Source organism: Luteimicrobium album (assembly GCF_030161555.1).
GTDB classification, from domain to species: Bacteria; Actinomycetota; Actinomycetes; order Actinomycetales; family Cellulomonadaceae; genus Luteimicrobium; species Luteimicrobium album.
This window is the reverse complement of sequence record NZ_BSUK01000001.1, coordinates 3,268,983-3,290,213: the sequence shown is the minus strand read 5'-3', so window position 1 is coordinate 3,290,213 and position 21,231 is coordinate 3,268,983. Positions and strand designations below refer to the sequence as shown.

22 protein-coding genes and 3 pseudogenes are annotated in these 21,231 nt (G+C 72.8%); 12 read left to right on the top strand and 13 right to left on the bottom strand.

The features are described from left to right. Positions 1-74: 74 nt before the first annotated feature. Positions 75-1,097: an LLM class flavin-dependent oxidoreductase gene (locus QQK45_RS16790; protein ID WP_284294239.1), complete on the top strand. Its 1,023-nt coding sequence runs from the start codon at positions 75-77 to the stop codon at positions 1,095-1,097. A 28-nt stretch (positions 1,098-1,125) separates the two neighbouring features. Here the strand turns inward: QQK45_RS16790 and QQK45_RS16785 are convergent, their stop codons facing one another. Next, on the bottom strand, positions 1,126-1,788 hold the full coding sequence (locus QQK45_RS16785; protein WP_284294238.1) for a class I SAM-dependent methyltransferase: 663 nt from the start codon (positions 1,786-1,788) through the stop codon (positions 1,126-1,128). A gap of 60 nt (positions 1,789-1,848) precedes the next feature. Between QQK45_RS16785 and QQK45_RS16780 the strand changes: the two genes are divergently transcribed. Beyond that, on the top strand, positions 1,849-2,625 hold the full coding sequence (locus tag QQK45_RS16780) for a DUF3626 domain-containing protein (RefSeq protein WP_284294237.1): 777 nt from the start codon (positions 1,849-1,851) through the stop codon (positions 2,623-2,625). A gap of 83 nt (positions 2,626-2,708) precedes the next feature. Here QQK45_RS16780 and QQK45_RS16775 read toward each other — a convergent pair whose 3' ends face one another. Then, positions 2,709-3,686: a helix-turn-helix transcriptional regulator gene (locus QQK45_RS16775; RefSeq protein ID WP_284294236.1), complete on the bottom strand. Its 978-nt coding sequence runs from the start codon at positions 3,684-3,686 to the stop codon at positions 2,709-2,711. A gap of 137 nt (positions 3,687-3,823) precedes the next feature. Between QQK45_RS16775 and QQK45_RS16770 the strand changes: the two genes are divergently transcribed. Together QQK45_RS16770 and QQK45_RS16765 are read left to right on the top strand one after the other, a co-directional pair. After that, on the top strand, positions 3,824-4,699 hold the full coding sequence (locus tag QQK45_RS16770) for an alpha/beta hydrolase (RefSeq protein ID WP_284294235.1): 876 nt from the start codon (positions 3,824-3,826) through the stop codon (positions 4,697-4,699). 57 nt (positions 4,700-4,756) lie between these two features. Further along, positions 4,757-5,578 (top strand): alpha/beta fold hydrolase, encoded by an 822-nt coding sequence (locus QQK45_RS16765; protein WP_284294234.1) that lies wholly within the window; start codon positions 4,757-4,759, stop codon positions 5,576-5,578. A gap of 31 nt (positions 5,579-5,609) precedes the next feature. Here the strand turns inward: QQK45_RS16765 and QQK45_RS16760 are convergent, their stop codons facing one another. Then, complete coding sequence (locus QQK45_RS16760; RefSeq protein ID WP_284294233.1) at positions 5,610-6,512, bottom strand: NADP-dependent oxidoreductase; 903 nt, start codon at positions 6,510-6,512, stop codon at positions 5,610-5,612. Between the two features lie 275 nt (positions 6,513-6,787). On the opposite strand from QQK45_RS16760, the gene QQK45_RS16755 reads away from it, so the two are divergent. Further along, positions 6,788-7,861, top strand: coding sequence for an IS110 family RNA-guided transposase (locus QQK45_RS16755; RefSeq protein ID WP_284294232.1), 1,074 nt, complete (start codon positions 6,788-6,790; stop codon positions 7,859-7,861). A gap of 14 nt (positions 7,862-7,875) precedes the next feature. Continuing rightward, the gene (locus tag QQK45_RS16750; protein WP_284294230.1) at positions 7,876-8,388 is read left to right on the top strand and encodes a GNAT family N-acetyltransferase; all 513 of its coding nucleotides are present in this window, start codon (positions 7,876-7,878) and stop codon (positions 8,386-8,388) included. 143 nt (positions 8,389-8,531) lie between these two features. Here QQK45_RS16750 and QQK45_RS23375 read toward each other — a convergent pair. Then, positions 8,532-8,900, bottom strand: a pseudogene (locus tag QQK45_RS23375) (MmyB family transcriptional regulator); the annotation flags it as partial. Between the two features lie 165 nt (positions 8,901-9,065). Between QQK45_RS23375 and QQK45_RS16740 the strand changes: the two are divergent. After that, on the top strand, positions 9,066-9,983 hold the full coding sequence (locus QQK45_RS16740; RefSeq protein ID WP_284294228.1) for an NADP-dependent oxidoreductase: 918 nt from the start codon (positions 9,066-9,068) through the stop codon (positions 9,981-9,983). 3 nt (positions 9,984-9,986) lie between these two features. Here QQK45_RS16740 and QQK45_RS16735 read toward each other — a convergent pair whose 3' ends face one another. Next, entirely contained in the window at positions 9,987-11,030 is a 1,044-nt protein-coding gene (locus tag QQK45_RS16735) for a YihY/virulence factor BrkB family protein (RefSeq protein WP_284294227.1), read from the bottom strand. 152 nt (positions 11,031-11,182) lie between these two features. On the opposite strand from QQK45_RS16735, the pseudogene QQK45_RS16730 reads away from it, so the two are divergent. Beyond that, positions 11,183-11,344, top strand: a pseudogene (locus QQK45_RS16730) (DUF2200 family protein); the annotation flags it as partial. A 54-nt stretch (positions 11,345-11,398) separates the two neighbouring features. On the opposite strand, the gene QQK45_RS16725 reads toward QQK45_RS16730, so the two are convergent. From QQK45_RS16725 to QQK45_RS16715, 3 genes are read right to left on the bottom strand one after another with little or no spacing between them, the layout of a single operon-like run. After that, positions 11,399-12,007, bottom strand: a complete 609-nt coding sequence (locus tag QQK45_RS16725; RefSeq protein ID WP_284294226.1) for a hypothetical protein — start codon at positions 12,005-12,007, stop codon at positions 11,399-11,401. A gap of 10 nt (positions 12,008-12,017) precedes the next feature. Beyond that, on the bottom strand, positions 12,018-12,563 hold the full coding sequence (locus tag QQK45_RS16720) for a DUF6580 family putative transport protein (protein WP_284294225.1): 546 nt from the start codon (positions 12,561-12,563) through the stop codon (positions 12,018-12,020). Between the two features lie 46 nt (positions 12,564-12,609). Continuing rightward, a complete protein-coding gene (locus QQK45_RS16715; RefSeq protein WP_284294224.1) occupies positions 12,610-13,095 on the bottom strand; it encodes a DUF4430 domain-containing protein in 486 nt (161 codons plus the stop codon). Positions 13,096-13,195: 100 nt separating this feature from the next. Here QQK45_RS16715 and QQK45_RS16710 point away from each other — a divergent pair, with 100 nt between their 5' ends. Next, a complete protein-coding gene (locus tag QQK45_RS16710; protein ID WP_284294223.1) occupies positions 13,196-13,429 on the top strand; it encodes a hypothetical protein in 234 nt (77 codons plus the stop codon). A gap of 34 nt (positions 13,430-13,463) precedes the next feature. Here QQK45_RS16710 and QQK45_RS16705 read toward each other — a convergent pair whose 3' ends face one another. Both QQK45_RS16705 and QQK45_RS16700 read right to left on the bottom strand, forming a co-directional pair. Then, positions 13,464-13,889: a TIGR03667 family PPOX class F420-dependent oxidoreductase gene (locus QQK45_RS16705; RefSeq protein ID WP_284294222.1), complete on the bottom strand. Its 426-nt coding sequence runs from the start codon at positions 13,887-13,889 to the stop codon at positions 13,464-13,466. A 68-nt stretch (positions 13,890-13,957) separates the two neighbouring features. Beyond that, positions 13,958-16,086: pseudogene (locus tag QQK45_RS16700) on the bottom strand (DNA gyrase/topoisomerase IV subunit B). A 170-nt stretch (positions 16,087-16,256) separates the two neighbouring features. Here QQK45_RS16700 and QQK45_RS16695 point away from each other — a divergent pair. From QQK45_RS16695 to QQK45_RS22475, 3 genes are all read left to right on the top strand, one after another. Continuing rightward, on the top strand, positions 16,257-16,451 hold the full coding sequence (locus QQK45_RS16695; RefSeq protein WP_284295086.1) for a DUF7455 domain-containing protein: 195 nt from the start codon (positions 16,257-16,259) through the stop codon (positions 16,449-16,451). A 223-nt stretch (positions 16,452-16,674) separates the two neighbouring features. Next, positions 16,675-17,643 carry a fatty acid desaturase family protein gene (locus tag QQK45_RS16690; RefSeq protein WP_348525264.1) on the top strand — a complete coding sequence of 323 codons (969 nt, stop codon included), beginning with the start codon at positions 16,675-16,677 and terminating at the stop codon, positions 17,641-17,643. Then, complete coding sequence (locus tag QQK45_RS22475) at positions 17,556-17,741, top strand: hypothetical protein (RefSeq protein WP_348525263.1); 186 nt, start codon at positions 17,556-17,558, stop codon at positions 17,739-17,741. The genes QQK45_RS16690 and QQK45_RS22475 overlap by 88 nt, the downstream gene beginning before the upstream one ends. 98 nt (positions 17,742-17,839) lie before the next feature. Here the strand turns inward: QQK45_RS22475 and QQK45_RS16685 are convergent, their stop codons facing one another. The 3 genes from QQK45_RS16685 to QQK45_RS16675 all read right to left on the bottom strand — a co-directional run bounded on the left by QQK45_RS16685 (position 17,840) and on the right by QQK45_RS16675 (position 21,227). Further along, complete coding sequence (locus tag QQK45_RS16685) at positions 17,840-19,444, bottom strand: RNA polymerase sigma factor (protein ID WP_284294221.1); 1,605 nt, start codon at positions 19,442-19,444, stop codon at positions 17,840-17,842. A 229-nt stretch (positions 19,445-19,673) separates the two neighbouring features. Then, positions 19,674-20,036, bottom strand: a complete 363-nt coding sequence (locus tag QQK45_RS16680) for a universal stress protein (RefSeq protein WP_284294220.1) — start codon at positions 20,034-20,036, stop codon at positions 19,674-19,676. Between the two features lie 33 nt (positions 20,037-20,069). Further along, a complete protein-coding gene (locus QQK45_RS16675; RefSeq protein ID WP_284294219.1) occupies positions 20,070-21,227 on the bottom strand; it encodes a DUF4192 domain-containing protein in 1,158 nt (385 codons plus the stop codon). Positions 21,228-21,231: the final 4 nt, after the last annotated feature.

Genomic DNA, 21,231 nt, shown 5'->3' with positions numbered 1-21,231 from the left:
GCCAGGAGGAGCGCATGGGCCGACGCTAACGCACGCGCGGAATACCCGCGAAGCACAAATCCGTTCCGACGAGCGTGACCAAGAAGATCGGCTTCCTCTCGTTCGGCCACTGGACCCCGCACCCCACGTCGGCGACGCAGACGGCCTCGGACGCGCTGCTGCAGAGCATCGACCTCGCGGTAGCGGCGGAGGAGCTCGGCGCCGACGGCGCGTACTTCCGCGTGCACCACTTCGCGCGCCAGCTCGGCTCGCCGTTCCCGCTGCTCGCGGCCGTGGGCGCGCGGACGAGCCGGATCGAGATCGGCACGGGCGTCATCGACATGCGGTACGCGAACCCGCTGGCCTTCGCCGAGGACGCGGGCGCCGCGGACCTCATCGCGGGCGGCCGCCTCCAGCTCGGCATCTCGCGCGGATCACCCGAGCAGGTCGTCGACGGGTGGCGGTACTTCGGCTTCGAGCCCGACGACGGCGAGAACCAGGCCGACATGGCGCGTCGCCACACGCTCGTCGCGCTCGAGGCGCTGTCCGGCAAGCAGTTCGCGCAGCCGAACCCGCGACCGATGTTCCCCAACCCGCCGGGTCTCCTGCGGGTCGAGCCGTACTCCGAAGGCCTGCACGAACGCATCTGGTGGGGTGCGGGCTCCGACGCGACCGCGCGCTGGGCGGCCCACGAGGGCATGAACCTCATGTCGTCGACGCTCAAGGACGACGAGTCCGGCGAGCCGTTCCACGTGCAGCAGCGCAAGCAGATCGAGGCGTTCCGCGACGAGTGGGCGAAGCACGACCACGGCTTCGAGCCCCGCGTCTCGGTGTCCCGGTCGATCTTCGCGATCACGAACGACCTGGACCGCCGCTACTTCCTCGGCAGTCGCGACGCCGAGGACCAGTTCGGGTTCATCGACAGCACCCGGTCGGTGTTCGCCCGTTCGTACGCGGACGAGCCCGAGCCGCTGATCGAGGACCTGCGCCGCGACGAGGCGATCGCCGCCGCCGACACCCTCCTGCTCACGGTCCCCAACCAGCTCGGGGTCGAGTACAACGCGCACGTCATCGAGTCGATCCTGACGCACGTCGCCCCGGCGCTCGGCTGGCGCTGACCCGCCCCCGAGCCGCTCGACCCAGCGTTCAGCCCCGCCGGAACTCCGCCCGCGACATCCCGGCCCCGCCGCCACCGAAGCCCGGCAGCTCCTCGACCCGCACCGCCGACAGCCCACGCCTGCCGAACGCGTCGATCTCCTCGCGCGTGAGCGGCCAGGGCGGGCCGTCGTCGGCGGCGACGTCGGTGCGCGCCTGGATCGCGAGCAACGTCCCGCCGGGCGCCACGAGCGCCCGCACGCCCGCGGTGAGCTGGTCCCGGACGCTGCGGTTCACGGCCTGGACGGTGTGGATCTCCACGACCAGGTCGAACGCGGCGACCCAGTCGGTCGGGAGGTCGAGCAGGTCGCCGACGGCGTAGGTCACCCGCGAACCCGGATGCCGCTCGCGCGCGGCGGCGACCGCGGCCGGCGAGACGTCGAAGGCCGTCGTCTCGTAGCCGAGCCGCGCGAGGAGCTCGGCGTCCGCGCCGAGCCCGCACCCGACGACGACGGCGCGCCCGTCTCCGGAGCCGGGTTCCGGCAACCCGGGCCAGGAGGCGAGCACCGGGTGCGGGTCGTCGCGGTCCCACGGGGTCGTGACGTCGCCGGCGGCGGCCGACGCCCAGAGCCGCTCGAACCAGGCGGTCGGGTCGGAGGGGTCGGCGTGGGCCAGACGGTCGGCCTCGGACTGCCAGCGGCGGGGCTCGGTCATAGGCCCGACACTAGGCGATGCGCCCTCGCCCGACCTCGCGTCCCGTGGCACGCTGACGCGGTGCGCACCCCGGACCTCCCCGACGCGGCCGCCCGCGCGCTCGCGAGCGTGGCCGGGCGCGCCGAGCCGGGCCCCACCCTCCGCGGGACGGCACGCGTCGTCCTGCACTTCCACCCCGACGCCGACGTGCTCGGCCGCCCTGTGCTCCGGGAGATCCTCAGCAACGGCCGGTACGTCTCGCAGTTCGTGACCCGCACCGGCAACGGGGGCCTCACCGCCTTCCCCGGCGGCGACCGCTGGGCCTGGGAGCACCGGACGTTCTCAGGCGCGTACGACGACGTCCCGCCCGACGTCCGGCCCGTCTACGGGGCGCTCGACCCCGACGGCGACCCGTACGGCGCGGCCCCGCGGTTCGGGTCCGCCTCCCTGCGGCTGCGACCGGGGGTGGTCGCGCGTTCGACCTTCGTCTTCCCGGACAGCGTCCACGAGCCGACGTCGTTCGGGGTCGCCGACCGGATGGGCGTGCTGCGCGACCTCGAACGCGCGGAGGTCCTCGACCCGCTCGACCACGACGTCGAGGCCCACGCGCACGGCGGTATCCGCGTCCCGGAGGACGTCGAGGCGGTCGTCGTCGACCCCTCGTTCGACGACGAGGCCGCGCTGGCGCTCGCCGGCGGCGCCGGCCTCCCGGTCGCGACGCACCCCGGCTACGCCGCGACCGCCGACGAGATCGGGGCGCACCCCGACTACCGCGGGCCGCAGGTCGCCGCGCTCGCGCGGCGCCTCGTCGGACCGGGACCCCCTGACACCCGCCGTCCTGGGCGCGGCCCGGGCTGAGGGCCGGTTCGACCAGCAGGAGCTCAAGCGGCTCTGGCACTGCCTCGCGCGCTACGGCAGGCCCTGGCCCTCGGACCCCGGCATCACGACGGCGGAGCCACCGTGAGCCGGGCCACCGCCCCCGCGCGCCATTCGCTGGGCGTGACCCCGAACCGGGCGCGGAACGTCCGCGAGAAGTGGGCGTGGTCGGAAAAACCGCATCGACGCGCGATCGCGGCGATCGTCAGATCGGCGTGACGAGGGTCTTCGAGCAGGCGCACCGCCTGCTCGAGCCTGTGCTCCCGGACGGCATCACCCAGCTCGATCCCCCGCCGCGCGAGGATCGTGTACACGTAGCGCTCCGAGATCGAGAACGCTGACGCGATCGTCCGCGCCGACAGCTCAGGGTCGTCGAGGTGGCCGAGCACATGCTCTTGGACTCTGGTCGCGAGCGAGACGGCCGCGCTCCGACGCCCCAGGAGCTCGTCCGCGACGGGGCGCGTGAGAAGCAGCCGGACGAGCTCCAGCACCGGTTGTTCGAGCCGTTCCTGCTCGGCTTGCGGCGCCGCCGGGGCGCTCCGGGCGGTAGCCCGCAGGAACGCCGCGACACCCATCGCGGTGGCGCTGTCCGAGGGGATCGGGCGGCGCAGCTGCCCGCCGACCAGACCGGGCGGCAGGCCCAGCCGGTCCAACGGAAGCTGAAACGTGTACCGGACCGCGCCGTCCGTGAACCGGAGGCGGTACTGCTCCGTCGTCAGATACAGCCCGAGCTCGCCGGCCCTCAGAACTGTCTCGCCGTCCGGCCGCACCACGATCGCTGTCCCGGAGTCGACGAGGCTCAGCATCAGGCTCGGCCGGGAGTCGTCCCGGGCGAGACGCGAGGTGCGCAGGACGTCGGCACCGCCGGCGCGCGTCGACAGCAGGTGGACGCACCCCAGGTCCGCCACTCGCGAGCGCACATTGATGTCGGCGCCAGGTTGGGGCTCGAGGACCAGCGGAACAGGAGACGTGAGCATGTGGTCGCGCAGGAAGTCCAGCCGGTCGGAGACCGGAAGCTCCTCGATGTCGAGCACCACGGGCATGGGCGCGTCCTCACGGCACTGCCCGCACCGGCCCGATGTGCACGCGATGCACAACGGAGTGCGGGGGATACAAGACTCCCGTGCCCCATTCTGCCCACGATGGGTTCACGCCGCACCTACGAGCCTCAGGAGTCCCGATGACCTCGCCCGCACCATCCTCGTCTCTCACGGCTACCGAACGAGCCGACATCGAACGCGCGAACGCCTCGGGTCTGCGACCGGTGGTGTTCGTCCACGGCCTCTGGCTGCTGTCGAGCAGCTGGGACCGCTGGCGGGCGGTGTTCGAGGAGGCGGGATACACGACGGTCGCCCCGGCGTGGCCCGACGATCCGGAATCCATCGAGGACGCACGCGCCAACCCCGATGCGTTCGCGTCGAAGATGGTCCAGGAGGTCACGGACCACTACCTCGAGGCGATCGGGGAGCTGAGCGTGAAGCCTGCAGTCGTGGGGCACTCGTTCGGCGGCCTCATCGCACAGAAGATCGCAGGCGAGGGCGCCTCCGTCTCGACCGTCGCGATCGACCCGGCGCCGTTCAAGGGCGTGCTGTCGGTTCCGTTCTCGTCGCTCAAGTCGTCGGCGCCCGTCGTCTCGCACCTGAGCAGCCTCAAGCACGGCGTCACGTTGTCGTACGACGACTTCAAGTACGGCTGGGCCAACGCGCTCGACGACGACGAGGCGCACGCCCTCTACGACGAGTTCCACGTGGCGGCCGCGGGCAACCCGATCTTCCAGGTCGTGAGCGCGAACCTCAACCCGTTCTCCGAGACCAAGGTCGACACCAAGAACCCCGACCGGGGCCCGCTGCTGCTGATCGGCGGCGAGGTCGACCACACGGTCCCCGTGAAGCCAACCGAGCAGTCGTACAAGATCCAGGCAAAGAACCCGGGCGTGACCGAGATCGCGATCCTGCCCGACCGCGGCCACTCGCTGACCATCGACCACGGCTGGCCCGAGGTCGCTCGGACCGCGCTCGACTTCATCACGCGCACGACGGCGGACGCCTCCGCCTGACGCACCTCACCCCCGAGCCGGTCCCCTGAACCGACCCACTACGACAGGAGCGCAGCCATGCCCTACGTCACGACGTCCGACGGGACCGAGATCTACTACACCGACAACGGCACCGGGCGGCCGATCGTCCTCAGCCACGGCTGGCCGCTCAGCTCCGACGCGTGGCAGGTCGAGCTCAAGCGGTTCGCCGACGCCGGCTATCGCGTCGTCGCGCACGACCGCCGCGGCCACGGCCTCTCCTCCAAGTCGTCCTCCGGCAACGACATGACGACCTACGCGCAGGACCTGGCCGCCGTCGTCGAGCACCTCGACCTGCAGGACGTCGTCGCGGTCGGGCACTCGACCGGCGGCGGGGAGGTCGTCCGGTACGCGGCGCAGCTCGCGGACGGGCGCGTCTCCAAGGTCGTCACTGCCGGGGCCGTGCCGCCGATCATGGTCAAGTCGGAGTCCAACCCCGAGGGGACGCCGATCGATGCGTTCGACGAGATCCGTGCGAACGTGCTCAAGGACCGCTCGCAGTTCTGGAAGGACCTGGCGATCCCGTTCTACGGTTTCAACCGCGACGGAGCCGCGGTGTCGCAGGGCGCGATCGACGACTTCTGGCGTCAGGGCATGCTCGTGAACCTCGTCGCCGCCTACGACTGCGTCGCCGCGTTCAGCGAGACCGACCAGAACGCCGACCTGGCCGCGCTCGACGTGCCGATCCTCATCGCCCAGGGGGACGACGACCAGATCGTGCCGATCGCCGACGCCGCGCTGAAGTCCATCGAGATCGTCGAGCACGGGACGCTCAAGGTCTACCCAGGAGCGCCGCACGGGATCTTCGGCGCCTACCAGGACCAGCTCGACGCCGACATCCTCGCTTTCATCGCGGAGTAGCGCCCGCCCGACGGCGCAGCGGCGGGCCGGGTCAGGCGACCGTGAGGACGATCTTCCCGTGGGCCTCGCCGCTCTCGCCGGCCCGGTGGGCGTCCGCGACGTCGTCGAGCGGGAAGGTCCGGACCTCGGGGAGCCGGAGCTGCCCCGACTCGACGAGCGCGCCGATCTGCCCCAGCACGTCCAGGGCGCGGCCCGCGTCGCCCCGCGAGAACCGGACGCCGTGCTCGCGAGCGCCGAGGAAGTCGGCGATGGTCACGACGTTCTCCGCGCCGCCCGCGAGGCCGATCAGCTCGGGCAGCACGCCGCTGCCGGCGACGTCGAGGGCGCGGTCGACGCCCTCCGGTGCGAGCGCACGCACCCGTTCGACCATGCCCTCCCCGTAGGCGACGGGATCGGCGCCGAACGAGCGCAGCAGGTCGTGGTTGCGGGGGCTGGCCGTCCCGATCACCCGGGCGCCGCGCGCGACGGCGAGCTGGACGGCGGCGCTCCCCACGTTCCCCGACGCCCCGTTGACGAGCATCGTCGTGCCCCCTCCGACCCCGAGCTGATCGAGCGCGCGGGCCGCCGTCTCGACCGCCGCCGGAAGCGCTGCGACGTCGGCGAAGTCCAGCGAGGCCGGAATCGGCGCGTAGTGCGACAGGACCGCGAGCTCGGCCTGCGCCGCGCCGTCGGTGCAGAACCCGAAGACCCGATCCCCGACGCGCACGTCCGTGACGCCGTCGCCCAGCTCGTCCACGACGCCCGCCGCCTCGTACCCGAGGGTCTGCGGCAGGTCGGGGTCCATGAGGCCCTGGCGCTTCTTCCAGTCGCTCGCGTTGACACCGGCCGCGCGCACCACGATCCGGACCTCGCCGGGCCCCGGGTGCGGGTCGGGCAGCTCGACGAGCTCCAGGACCTCCGGACCGCCGAACCGGTCGAAACGCACAGCCTTCATCGCTCGCTCCCTCTCCACGACTCCTGACAGTCTCGCCCGCGCCCGCCCGCCTAGGCTCGTCGTCAGTGTCAGGGTGAGGGCGCCGCGTTGCGGTGGTTGGATCCCTTGTCATCCGGTGACTGGCTCATAGGCTCGCTGCCGCCGGCGGGTTGGCCAGCATGCGTTTTGCCGTCACCGGGTGGGAAGGGACCGGCCGGCGTGACTTGATAGGAGCGTGGCATCACCCCCACTGAGGTGTGTCCGCCGACCGGTCCAACCGTCCAGTCACTGATCAGGTGAAGGAGGCAACCCCCATGGTTGTCGTGGTTGGCACTGATGTCCACAAGAGGTCCCACACGTTCGTCGCGGTCGACGAGGCCGGTAAGAAGCTCGGCGAGCTCACGGTCAAGGCCGTGCCCCGAGGCCATGACAAGGCCCTGCGGTGGGCCCAAGCCCGGTTCGGGACCGAGGTGGTGTGGGGGATCGAGGACTGCCGGCATCTGTCGGCGCGGCTGGAGCTGGACCTGCTGGCCGCGGGTGCGCGGGTGGTGCGGGTCGCACCGAAGATGATGGCCGTCCAGCGTCGGGTGGCGCGCACGCGGGGCAAGTCCGACCCGATCGACGCATTGGCGGTCGCGCACGCGGTGCTGCGCACCCCGGACCTGCCGGTCGCGTCCCATGACGAGGCGTCTAGGGAGGTCAAGCTGCTGGTGGACCACCGTGAGTCGTTGGTGCGTCAGCGCACCGCGATCGTGAACCGGTTGCGGTGGCATCTGCACCGGGTCGATCCCGAGATCGATCCGGCACCCAAGTCGTTGAACCTCAAGGGCACCCGCGCCCGCCTGCTCGCCCGGCTCTCGGACGTGGGCGGGATCGACGCACGGTTGGCCCGTGAGCTGCTCGAGGACGTCGCCTCTCTGACCGGGCGCGCGAACGAGCTGGAGCGGGAGATCGGCGCGCTGGTCCGTGCCCAGGCTCCCGCACTGCTCGAGGTTGCGGGGTGCGGGGAGCTGACCGCGGCCAAGCTCTACGGCGAGACCGCCGGGGTGGCGCGGTTCGCCGACGAGGCGAAGTTCGCGATGCACGCCGGGGTCGCACCGATCCCGGTCTGGTCTGGTTCCACTCGGGGCAGGGTGCGGCTGAACAAGGCAGGCAACCGGCAGCTGAACACCGCGCTGCACCGGATCGCGGTCACCCAGCTGCAGCGACCCGGGCTGGGCAGGGCCTACTACGACAAGCGCCTGGCCGCCGGCGACTCCAGGACAGAGGCCCTGCGCTGCCTCAAACGACGCCTCGCCCGCATCGTGTTCAACACCCTCAAGAACAACCCGTCAACCGCGACCGCGACTTGCCACGCGACCGCGGCTTGACATAGGAGAAACACATGACGACCGACGTCGAGATCCGCGAGGCGACGCGCGACGACTGGCCGGGCATCTGGCGCGCGCTGGAACCCGCGTTCCGCGCCGGCGAGACGTACACCTACCCGCGCGACATCACCGAGGACGACGCCCATCGCGCCTGGCTGGAGGCACCTGGGGCGCGCGTCCTGGTCGCCGTGAGCACCACGCCCGACGACCGCGCGACCGTCCTGGGCACCGCCAAGTACCTGCCCAACCAGCCGGGTGCGGGATCGCACGTCGCGAACGCGAGCTTCGTCGTCGGGCCCGACGGCGCGGGGCGAGGCCTCGGGCGAGCGCTGGGCGAGGCGGTGCTCGACGCCGCGCGCGCCGACGGCTACCGGGCGATGCAGTTCAACGCCGTCGTCGAGACGAACGAGCGGGCGGTGCGGCTGTGGCTGTCCCTCGGTTTCGAGGTCCTCGCGACGGTGCCGGAGGCCTTCGCGCACCCGACGCGCGGGCTCGTCGGACTGCACGTCATGTACCGGAGGCTGTGAGGCAGGTCAGCTCGCGGCCGGTGCCAGGTCGTGCCGGTGCTGGGGCCCGAGCACGCGCAGCGCATCGAGGGCCTCCGTCTCCCCGTCGGCGGCGTGAAGACCAGCAGCCGCTGGTCCGACGCGGGCGTCGCGAGCACCTCGCAGTCGAGCTCGATCCGCCCGAGGTCGGGGTGCAGGAACCGGTACGGCTCCGACCGCCGCACGGCCACCTCGTGCCTCTCCCACAGCGCGGCGAACTCGGCGCTGCCCGCCTGCAGCCGCCCGACGAGCGCCCGCGCGGCCGCGTCGTCACCGCGCCGCGCGACGGCGGCCCGCAGGTCCGCGACGAGCTGCCTGGATCGCGCGTCGTGGTCCTCGGGCACGAAGCGGTCGCGCACGCCCGGATCGGTGAACCATCGCAGCACGACGTTGCGGTCCTGGGGCGCCACGGTGCACACGCACCCGAACAGCCCCTGCGCGAGGTCGTTCTGCGCGAGAAGGTCGCCGAGGTCGCTGAGGACCTGGACGGGCACGCCGTCGACCCGGTCGAGCAGGAACTGCAGGCTCGGCCGCAGGTGCTCACCGGCACGCGCCGCCTCGGGCGGGCGGTGCTCGGCCAGGAGGTAGAGGTGGTCGCGCTCGTCGTCGTCGAGCCGGAGCGCGCCCGCGAGCGCCCCGACCGAAAGGCGTGAGGTGTCATGAAGGCGGTCAGGCTCCACCAGTACGGCGGCATCGACGTGCTGCGCGTCGAGGAGGTCGAGCGTCCGGTCCCGGGGCCGGGGCAGGTGCTCGTCGAGGTGCGAGCGGCGGGGATCCAGCCGGGCGAGGCGATGATCCGGCAGGGGCTGCGGCACGAGCGATGGCCCGCGACGTTCCCGTCGGGTCAGGGCAGCGACCTGGCAGGAGTGGACGTCGCGCTGGGCTCGCAGGCGCGCGGCTGGGCGGTCGGGGACGAGGTGCTCGGGTTCACGCATGCCCGCGCGAGCCACGCGGAGTACGTGGCGGTCGACGACGTGAACCTGGTGCCGCTCCCGCGCGGCCTGTCGTGGGACGTGGCCGGGTCGCTGTACGTGGCGGGCACGACGGCGTACGCGACCGTGTTCGCCGTCGACGCCGGGCCGGGCGACACGGTCGTCGTGGCGGGAGCGGCGGGCGGTGTGGGGTCGATCGCCGTGCAGCTCGCGAGACTGCGCGGCGCGAGCGTCGTCGGGCTGGCGAGCGAGCGGAACCACGCGTGGCTGGAGTCCCACGGCATCGTCCCGGTCGCGTACGGGGACGGCGTCGCGGACCGGGTCCGGGCGGCGACCGGCGGGCGGGTCGACGCGTTCGTCGACACGGTCGGTACCGGGTACGTGGACCTCGCGGTCGAGCTCGCCGTGGCACCGGAGCGGGTCGACACCATCCGCGACTGGCCCGCGGCCGCCCGGGTGGGCGCGCGGACGCTCGGCGAGGGGTCGGCCGCGTGCGCCGTCGTCGTCGGGGAGCTGGCGCGGCTCGCCGCGCGCGGACAGCTCGACGTCCCGATCGCCCGTACCTACCCGCTGGCCGACGTGCAGGACGCGTTCCGCGACCTCGAGCGCGGGCACACGCACGGGAAGATCGTGCTCCGCCCGTAGGTCTCAGCTCTCGCGACGGGCCTCGCCCGGGTCGGCGGTCTCGCCGTTCGTGGCACGTAGCGCCCGCGCCTGCTCGACGTCCTTCGCGTACTTGACGGCCTGCTTGTCGCTCGCCGTGGAGTCACGGAGCGGGAGCCGGATCTGCTCCTCCGCGGCGACGCCCGCCTGCAGCTCGCGCCCCCGCTCGAGCTCGGCGTCGAGCTCCGCCCCGAGGATCAGGACCATGCTGAGGAGGTAGATCCACAGCAGCAGGATGAAGAGCCCGGCCAGCGTCCCGTACGTGGCGTTGTAGCTGCCCGCGTGCCCGACGTAGAAGCCGAACGCGACCGTCGCGATCGCTGCGACGACGAGCGCGACGAGGGCGCCCGGGCTGATCCAGCGGAACTTGGTCTGCTTGACGTTGGGCGTCGCCCAGTACAGGAGCGCGACGAGGATCACGGCCAGCACCACGATCACCGGCCACTTGACGATGTTCCACACCGTCACGGCGGTGCTCGACAGCCCGACGAGGTCCCCGACCTGGTGCGCGATCGATCCCGACAGCACCATCGCCGCGATGATCGCCACGACGATCACGAACACGACGGCCGTCACGAGCAGGAGCCACGGCCGCAGCTTCCACACGGGCCGCCCCTCCGGCACCCCGTAGACGCGGTTCATCGCCCGGCCGAACGCTCCGACGAACCCCGACGCCGACCACAGCGCCAGCACGAGACCGATGACGAACGCCCACCCCGACCCGGTGCTGCCCGCGATCGGGCGGATGAACGACTCGACCTGGTCGAGCGTCTGCGGCGGCGCGAAGTCCTTGATCGTGTCGAGGGTGTCGTCGATGGCCTTCTGCGGGTCGCCGACGAACCCGAGCAGCGACACGAGCGCGACCGTCGCGGGCGCCGCGGCGAGGAGTGCGTAGAACGTCAGGGCGGCGGCAAGGTCCTGCCCGCCGTCGGCCTGGAACTCCCGGAACGTGCGCTTCGCGACGTACCCCCACGACGGCTTCGTCAGCTCCGTGGGCGACGACGGCTCCTCCACCTGGTCCTCAGCCATGCTCCAGTCTGTGCACGGGGTGCGAGCGCACGCCCGTCGGGGGGCCGCCGTCGGCCCGACGACGGACGCGCGGGCGGCGAGACCGGGGGCAACCCCACCGCGAGGCAAGCCATGAAGATCTTCACGACGAGCGTCGGCGACGTCTACCCGAAGCGGCGCACCTCAACCCGGACGCGAGGCTCATCACCTGTGTGGTGTGCGGGGTGCGGGTCGAGGACGTCGAGGACCCGCTCATGCAGAAGATCCGGTACCTCGACAAGCTCGTCGACGAGCTCGCGCGCGGCAAGGCGATGGACACGGTCCTGCGGGGCTGACGAGCACACTAACCCTCAGGCTCCACCTCAGGGTTTGACTCGAAGGTCTCGATCTCAGGCTCGCCCTGAGGGTCCGCGAAACGGCATCCGGAGCCGCGCGAGCCACCTCTGCCGACGACGGCGCCGCTCCGCCGTCCGCGGGTGCACCCACCCGACGGACAGCTCGCGGAACCGTACGAGTTCGCCCCGCAGGACCTCCTCGTACCGCGCACGACCGAACTCGAAGGAGAGGGCTGCCCCGTCGTCGTCGACCAGGTCGACGTCGGGGAAGTTCTCGTTCTGGAACCCAAGGTCAGACCACTCGACCGTGTTGTCGGTGAACCGGACCAGCGCGGTGACCGCACGGCAGCCGAGGTCCTGGCACTCCGGGCAGACGTAGATCGACGCCCGACCGTCCGGCAGGTCGGGATCGGCGAGACCGAGCAGCCGCTCGATCGCCTCCACCGCCCCAATCGGCCAGGCGTCCTGGAGCGCCGACACGTCGTCGGGCTCGTGCCCGACGCAACGCGTGACGACGTCGTGGACCCGTTCCCCGTCGAGCGTGAAGTCCAGATAGGCCACCGGTGACTGGCTCAACCCGTCCGCCCGCAGCGCCGTCCCCGCGCCGTCGAGCAGGCCGAGCGTCCGCGTCGCGGGTGTGAGCCCGAACCGACCGGCCCTCACCGCGGCACGCTCAGTGCGCGGCGACGGCGCGGCGCTGGGCTGCGCGCTCCAGCCGCTCGACGAGCGTCACCAGGCCCGCCGCGAGGGGCACGAGCACGAGGTTGCCGACGAGCATGGGCCGCGCGAACGGCAGGCCCGCGACGTAGCAGTCGACGAGCCCGCCGACCGTCCGCGGGTACCAGGAACCGTCGCTCACGACCCACACGCCGAAGTTCGTCCAGAGGAAGAACCACACGGAGGCCCCGACGCCGAAGCCGAGCGCCGCGGCGTACCGCTTCCAGCCGCTGTGGCGTCCGCCGCGGAGCCGTGGCAGCAGCACCGAGGCGACGCCGATCACCGCCCACGCGGACCACGTGAACACGAGGATCGACGTGTTGCCGAGCACGAGGTCGCTCACGATCGCCACGACGAGCGGTGCCACGGCGGCGGTCCGGTTACGCAGGAGCGGGGCGCCCGCGAACGTCGCGGCCGTCGCCAGCTCGAGGTTCGGAGGCGCGCCCAGGTCGTTCTTGACGAGCCGCCACACGACGGCGACGACGAGCAGCGCGACGACCACCGCGACCCGCCACCACCGGTGGGCCAGGTCACGCCAGGACAGGGGCTCAGTACGTCGCGAGCGTCCACGTGATGGTCTCCCCGTCCTTCGTCTTCAGCGAGCCCGCGCCCACCTGTGCCTGCGTGCCGTCGACCTCGAGCGACCAGAACTCGTGCTTCGCGTCGTCGGCGGTGCGGCCGCCGATCCCGACGACGAACGCGTTCTTGCCCTCCCCCTGCACCTTGGCGCTCGGGTCGACGCCGAGCAACAGGTCGAGCGCCGTCTCGCCGTCCTCGCCCGGGTACGTGATGCCGGTGACGTTGCCGTCCGCGTCGCGCGTGAACTGGTCGGTCGGGGTCGCGCTGGGCGTGACCCCCGACGGCCAGGGCGCCGCCGTCTGCGTCCCGGTCGCGGGCCCGTCCGACGGCGACGACGCGCACCCCGCGAGCAGCCCGGCCACCAGGGCGGCGGGCACGGCGACGGCCAGGAGGGCTCGTCGTCGGGCGGGGGTCGTCCGGGCGCGCCTCGTGGGGCCGACGTGCGGGGTGGTCATGGGCTCATCCTAGGGAGTCCGCCGCCCGAAACGGCGGGCGTCCGCGCACCGGACGCGCCCAGCGGGCGCACGCCGGCTTCCCGCGGCGCACACTCGTGAGATGGAGCTGTCACCGTTCGGGGTCCGTGCGAGCGCCGGGACGCTGCGTTCGGGGGTCGTCGGGGCCGACGGCGGCTTCGACGACGACTGGCGTTCCACGGGCGTCACGTACGAGGTCGCAGTCGACTCCCCCGCCTCCGCCGCTGACGTCGCCCGGATGAGCGCCGCCGTCGACGACGTGGCCGAGATCCCGCGTGCTCTGCGGGCCGGGGCGCCCGTCGCGCGGCGCAGCTGACGCACCGGAGCGGTGGCCGCGCGTCGGGCCGGCCTCAGAAGCCCCGCAGGCCGGTGAGCGTCACGCGCACGGTCTCGGAGTAGCCGCGGATGAAGCCCTCGCCGTCGGTCCCGAGTCCGCGGATCGCCTCCGCGTACTTGCCGAGGATCGCGGCCTTCTCGTCGTCGGTGATGCCGTCCGGGTCGACGCGTGCCTCCCCGGCGAGCACGACGACGCGTCCGCCGTCCGCGGTGCTGTTGAGGTGGAGCGCGACGTGCGGGTTCGCGGCGACGTTGCGGAGCTTCTTGGTGCCCGGCTGGGTGCGGATGACGACCTCGTCCGCTCCGTCCCACCAGAACCACACGGGTGTGGGAGCCGGCCGGCCGGTCGGCGAGACGGACACGAACCAGATCACCACCTCGGTCGGCAGGCGCTCAGCGGCCTGCGCTCCCGGCGGGGTGGAAGGGTCGACGACGCTCACGGGCTCTCCTCGGGTCGGTCCGGTCCTCCCACGCTACGACGACCGGGCCGCCGCGTCGCGACACCGGGTCAGGCGTCGATGCGGTCCCGGTCGAGGTTCGCGGCGCCCGCGACGATGAAGTCCTTGCGGGGCGCGACGTCGGAGCCCATGAGCAGCTCGAACACGCGCTCCGCGGCCTCCGCGTCCGCGGCGGTGACGCGACGCAGGGTGCGGTGACGCGGGTCCATCGTGGTCTCCGCGAGCTGGTCGGCATCCATCTCGCCGAGGCCCTTGTACCGCTGGATGTCGTCCTTGTACCGGCGGCCCGCCTTGTCGAGCTTCTTCAGGGTCGCCTGGAGCTCGGCCTCCGAGTACGTGTAGACGTACTCGTTCTTGCGCGAGCCGGCGCCGATCACCTCGACGCGGTGCAGCGGCGGGACGGCCGCGTAGACGCGCCCGGCATCGAGCAGCGGGCGCATGTACCGGAAGAACAGGGTGAGCAGCAGGGTGCGGATGTGGGCGCCGTCGACGTCGGCGTCCGTCATCATGACGATCTTCCCGTAGCGCGCGGCCTCGAGGTCGAACGAGCGCCCCGAGCCCGCGCCGAGCACCTGGATGATCGCCGCGCACTCGGCGTTGCGGAGCATGTCGGAGATCGACGCCTTCTGGACGTTGAGGATCTTGCCCCGGATCGGCAGCAGCGCCTGGAACTCCGAGCTGCGCGCGAGCCGGGCGGTGCCGAGCGCGCTGTCGCCCTCGACGATGAACAGCTCCGACCGCTCGACGTCGTCGGTGCGGCAGTCCGCGAGCTTCGACGGCAGGGACGACGTCTCGAGCGCGTTCTTGCGGCGCGAGATCTCCTTCTGCTTGCGCGCGCTCACGCGTGCCCGCATCTCGGAGACCACCTTGTCGAGCAGCAACGAGGTCTGCGCCTTGTCGTCGCGCTTGGTCGACCCGAACAGCGCCGTGAGCTGCTTCTCGACGACGCGCGACACGATCGCCCGCACCGGCCCCGTGCCGAGGACCTCCTTGGTCTGGCCCTCGAACTGCGGCTCCGCGAGCCGGACGGTGACGACGGCGGTCATGCCCGCGAGGACGTCATCCTTCTCGATCTTCTCGCTCGCGTCGCGCGTGCTGACCTTGAGCCGACGCGCGTTCGTCTCCACGGCCTTGCGCACGACCTTGAGCAGGCCCTGCTCGAAGCCGGCCTGGTGGGTGCCGCCCTTGGGCGTCGAGATGATGTTGACGAAGGTGCGCAGCTCGGTCTCGTAGCCGGTGCCCCAGCGCAGCGCGACGTCGACCTCGCACTCGCGCTCGACCGCCTTGGGCGTCATGTGGCCCCGCTCGTCGAGCACCGGGACCGTCTCGGTGAACGTGCCCGAGCCCTCGAGGCGCCACGTCGCGGTGACAGGGGTGTCCGGCGCGAGGTAGTCGACGAAGTCCACCGAGCCGCCCGTGTGGACGAACGTCTCCTCGTGCGGGCCGGACTCCCCGGCGTGCCCGCGAGGCCGCGCTCGTCGCGGACCGTGATCTCCAGGCCCGGGACGAGGAACGTCGTCTGACGCACGCGCGTCACGAGCTCGTCGTAGGAGAAGACCGCGGACTTCGGGAAGATCTGCCGGTCGGCCCAGTAGCGCACGCGCGTGCCCGTGCGTCCGCGGGCAACCTTGCCGACGACGGCCAGCTCCGACCGCGACACGAACGGCGCGAACGGGCTCTCGGGCGACGGGCCGGTCGCGGGGTCCGTGAACGTGCCCGGTTCGCCTCGGTGGAACGTCATGCGGTGCGTCTTGCCGCCGCGGTCGACGTCGACGTCGAGCCGCGAGGACAGCGCGTTGACGACCGACGCGCCGACGCCGTGCAGGCCGCCCGACGCCGTGTACGAGCCGCCGCCGAACTTCCCGCCCGCGTGCAGCTTGGTGTAGACGACCTCGACGCCGGTCAGGCCGGTCTTCGGCTCGATGTCCACGGGGATGCCGCGGCCGTCGTCCTCGACCGTGACCGACGCGTCCGCGTGCAGCACGACCCGGATGTGAGTGCAGAACCCACCCAGGGCCTCGTCGACCGAGTTGTCGATGATCTCCCACAGGCAGTGCATGAGACCGCGCGAGTCCGTGGTCCCGATGTACATGCCGGGTCGCTTGCGGACGGCCTCGAGCCCCTCGAGGACGGACAGGTGCCGTGCGGTGTAGCTGGACTCGGCGGAGGTGGTCGTCACGGGGACCAGGGTAGGCGCTCCCGCAGACAGACCGTCGCAGGCGTGCCGTGGGTCACACGGACCGCCGCCCGGACGGCCGCGGGCTACGCGCGGAGCGAACGAGGGGGCTCCCGAGGCCGTTCGAGGGCATGCCGGAGCGCGTGCGATGGTTACATGTTCTCGTGAGCACGATGACCGAGACCCTGACCGCTGCCGACCGCTGCGACCGCTGCGGCGCCCAGGCGTACGTCCGCGTGGTCCTCGCCAGCGGCGAGCTGCTGTTCTGTGCGCACCACGCACGGGAGCACGCCGCCGCCTACGCGGACGTCGCGACGTCCGTCCAGGACGAGACCGACCGGCTCCTGGCCGACCACGGAGCACGCTGAGCGCTTCCCGACCTCGACCGCGACGTGGTGTGCGTCGCGCCCCCTGAACCAGGCGTTGGCCCCCACCCGGGACGGGTGGGGGCCTTCGTGCTCCCCGCCCGACGGCGCAGCGCGGGCAAGGCCCGGACGGCGGGCCTCCCCCGCCGGACCACGGGGGACAGCCCCACCCGGGTCGAGGGAGGGCACCACAGACGGCGCGCGGCACGGTTCCTAGCGTCGAGGTGTGACGACCACCGCTGCAGCCCCTGACCGCCCCAACCGCGTGACCAGCTCGTTCACCGAGCTCTCGCGCACCGTCCGTGAGAGCGGGCTCCTCGCCCGCACGACCGGCTTCTACCCGACGCTGCTCGCCGTGCTCGGGGTCGCGCTCGCCGCGATCGTCGTCGGCGTCGTCGCGCTCGGCCCGTCGTGGTGGCAGCTCGCCCTCGCGGCCGCGCTCGGCGTCGTCATGACGCAGCTCGCGTTCGTCGCCCACGAGGCGGCCCACCGCCAGGTCTTCGCCTCGGGCCGCGCGAACGACCGCCTCGGACGCGTCCTCGCGAACGCCGTCGTCGGGATCAGCTACTCCTGGTGGACCGTCAAGCACTCGCGGCACCACGCCAACCCCAACAAGGCGGGCGCCGACCCGGACATCGCCGAGGGCGTCGTGTCGTTCCTCCCCGAGCACGCCGCGCGCGCCCGCGGGCTCAAGGCCCTCGTGAACCGCTACCAGGGCTGGCTGTTCTTCCCGCTGCTCACGCTCGAGGGCCTCAACCTGCACGTGACGTCGCTCCGGTCGAGCGTCGACCGCGTGCGCGAGGGTGCCGGCCGCGGCGAGCTCACGACCATCGCCGTGCGGCTCGTGCTCGGCGTCGCCTTCGTCCTCTGGGCGATGCCGCTCGGGATCGCGCTCGTGTTCCTCGGCGTGTGGGGTGCCGTCCTCGGCGTCTACATGGGCGCGTCGTTCGCCCCGAACCACAAGGGCATGGCCATCCTGCCGCCGACGTCGCGCGTCGACTTCCTGTCCAAGCAGGTGCTGACGTCCCGGAACATCCGCGGCGGCTGGGGGTCAACCTCCTCCTGGGCGGCCTCGGGTCGCAGATCGAGCACCACCTGTTCCCCAGCATGCCGCGGCCGCACCTCATCGCCGCCCGGCGGCTCGTCCGCGAGCACTGCGCCGAGGTCGGCGTCCCGTACACCGAGACGAGCCTGATCGCGTCGTACGGGATCGTCGTGCGCTACCTGAACCAGGTGGGGCTCAGCGCGCGCGACCCGTTCGACTGCCCCACCTTCCACCGCCTGCGCCGCTGAGCGCGGCGTCGGCGCGGCTCCCGGCCGCGCGTCGTCGGGCGCAGACGACGAACGGCCCGGACGCCAGAGCGTCCGGGCCGTTCGTGGAGCGTGGTGGCTCAGTCCAGGTAGTCGCGCAGGACCTGCGAGCGCGACGGGTGCCGCAGCTTCGACATCGTCTTGGACTCGATCTGACGGATCCGCTCGCGCGTGACGCCGTAGACCTTGCCGATCTCGTCGAGCGTCTTCGGCTGCCCGTCCTGCAGGCCGAAGCGCATCGAGACGACGCCCGCCTCGCGCTCCGAGAGCGTGTCGAGCACGCCGTGGAGCTGCTCCTGCAGGAGCGTGAAGCTCACCGCGTCCGCCGGGACGACGGCCTCGGAGTCCTCGATGAGGTCACCGAACTCACTGTCGCCGTCCTCGCCGAGCGGGGTGTGCAGCGAGATGGGCTCACGGCCGTACTTCTGGACCTCGACGACCTTCTCGGGGGTCATGTCGAGCTCCTTGGCCAGCTCCTCCGGCGTGGGCTCGCGGCCCAGGTCCTGGAGCATCTGGCGCTGCACGCGGGCGAGCTTGTTGATGACCTCGACCATGTGCACCGGGATGCGGATGGTGCGGGCCTGGTCGGCCATCGCGCGGGTGATCGCCTGACGGATCCACCAGGTGGCGTACGTCGAGAACTTGTAGCCCTTGGTGTAGTCGAACTTCTCGACCGCGCGGATCAGACCGAGGTTGCCCTCCTGGATCAGGTCCAGGAAGAGCATGCCGCGGCCCGTGTACCGCTTGGCGAGCGAGACCACGAGGCGCAGGTTGGCCTCGAGCAGGTGGTTCTTGGCGCGCTTGCCGTCCTGCGCGATCCACTGCAGCTCGCGCACGAGCTTGCGGGTGTCCGCGTCGGCCTTGGTGCGGTCGAAGTCCGGGTACTCCTTGGCGAGCTTCTCCTCGGCGAACAGGCCGGCCTCGATGCGCTTCGCGAGCTCGACCTCCTGCTCCGCGTTGAGGAGCGCGACCTTGCCGATCTGCTTGAGGTAGTCCTTGACCGGGTCGGCGGTGGCGCCGGCGGTCACGACCTGCTGGGCCGGGGCGTCGTCGTCGTCCGCGTCGGAGTAGACGAAGCCGGAGTCCTCGTCGCCGGACGACTCGCCCGTCTTCGCCCCGTCGGCGGGGGTCTCCTCGGCCGCGTCCGCCTCGATCTCGTCGGCGTCGGTGGCCTCGTCGTCGTTCTCGTCGGAGTCCTTCGCGGCGGCGCGGGCCTTCGCGGTGGTCCGCTTCGCGGCCGTGGCGGTGCCCGCCTTGGACGCGGTGCGCGACTTCGACGCCGCGGTGGCCCGGGTCGACCTCGCGGCGGGCTTGGCCGCGGCCTCCTCCGGGGCGTCGGCCTCGTCGGCCGCGTCAGCGGTGCGCGTCGTGGTGGTGGTGCGCGGCTTCGTCGCGGTCGCGGCGGCGGTCTTGGTGCGCGAGGTGGCACGGGCCGTCGTCGCGGACGACGAGCTCGACGCGGCCGCGACCTTGACCGAGCCCAGCTCGACCTGGACGCCGGCGCCCGCCAGGGCGCGCATCACGGCCTTGAGCCGCTTCGCGTCCTGCACGCCCGCCTCGTCGCAGGCGACACGGACGCTCTGGGCGTCGACCTTGCCCGAGGACACCCCACGACGGAGGAGATCCTGCAGGGCGGAGTGCTCGAACTCGCGCGGGAGGGTGTTGTCAGAGGTGAGGGGCGCCACGAACGACCTTTCGGCTGGCGGGGGGCAGACGGCGAGTCACCGGTCGGACGTGCCGGCGTGGTTACCATTGTACCGGCCGGTCACGTCCCCGGGGCTCGACAGACGGCCTCGGGCGGGTGGGATTCTGGGGTGATCTGAGGGCGACAACGCCCCGACGAGCCCAGGTATTCCGCGGGACCGACCCGCCTGCGACGACTCGACGACCCAGCGAGGGGCGCGTCTTCGCAGGTCAGGACTCGGGCTTGACCGCGAGCACCGGGCACGGCGCGTCGAGCAGGATCCGCTGCGCGCCCGCCCCGAGGATCAGCTTGCCGACGGGGCTGCGCCGGCGCAGACCGATCACCACCACCTCGGCAGCCGTCCGCTCCGCTGCCTCGACGAGCCTCGCCGCGAACTCGCTCTCCTCGCTCGGCGGGGCCAGCCGGGCGTCGACGCCCGCCTCCCGCGCCGCCTCGAGCGCCGGCTGCACGCCGTCGTCGGAACGCCCCGGCACGAGGACGAGGGCCGTCGCGCGACGGGCCGCCTCGGTGACGGCGGCGTCGAGCGCGCGCGTCCCTTCCGGCGTGGAGAGCACCCCGACGACCACTGGCATCCGTTCCTCCTCCGCGGTTCCAACGGGTAGACGCTACCGGAACGCCAGATGGCCTGCCCGGGCCCACCCCGGACCGAGACCGCGGTCGAGCGCATCGGCGACGAGCCGCGCGAGCCCGTGATCGGGTCCGACCTCGAGCGCACGCTCGGCGCGCGCGCCCGCGAGCCCGCCGTCCCCCACCCACCACGCCAGGGCCGCGGCGAGACCGAGCGCGTAGGCGTGGCCGTCGCCGCGCGCGTGGCTCGCGACGAGCTCGGCAGCGACCCGCGCCACCCTGGCCTCGTCGACGTCCGGGGCGACGCCGCGGTCGGGGTCGACGAGCAGGGTCACGGCCGAGGCGGCCTCCTCGAGCGCCTCGATCCCGACGCCCGTCGACGCGGCGTCGATCATCCGGTCGGGCAGGGCCGGGTCGCCCGTGGGGAGCAGGGTCAGGAGGACCGCGTCGCGCACGATCGGGTCGGTGAGCGCCCCGGCCACCCGGCCCACGTGCGCCGCGGCGACCTGGGCGGGGCCGCGGCGGGTGCCGTCGGCCCGGGCGAGCGGGTCGGCCGCTGCGACGGCCGCGTGGACGTCGCGCCACGCGCGCAGCGAGGCGCGGCGCCAGGCGCGGACGCCGAGCTCCTCGCGCCGGCGTGCCCAGCGCCGCGCGGCCCGCAGCGCCGAGGCCCGGCGGGCGGGATCCACCGGCGCGAGCGCGTACGCCTCCTCGCGCGACGCCGCCACGGAGACCCCCGCGTACACGAGGTCGGCCGCGACGGGGCTCGCGTCGAGGTCGGTCAGCGGGTGCCCGGCGACCGGGCAGCACTCCGGGTCGGCGCACCCGAGGCCCCGGTACCCGGTCGACGTCACGTGCCACCGCGCGGCCACGGGGACGCCCGGTCCCGTCACGGCGAGAGCATCGGCCAGGACCGCGGCCGCGTCCAGGGACGCCGTCTCGTCGTCGCCGTACGCGACGAGGACCACCTCGCGCGGCCCGTCGCGCAGGACGTGCGTGGCGACCGCCCGGGCGAGGGCGGCGCCTCCCCGCTCGGAGAGCAGGTCGCCGACGTCGGAACGCGCGACGAGGCCCACGGCCCCGCGGGGCGGCCGCAGGCTCAGGACCACCACGCTGTCGCGGGGGCGGTAGCCCAACCGGTAGGGGACGTAGGCGAGGAGGTCGGCGGGGCGGGTGGCCAGCAGCGGTGTGTCCATGTGC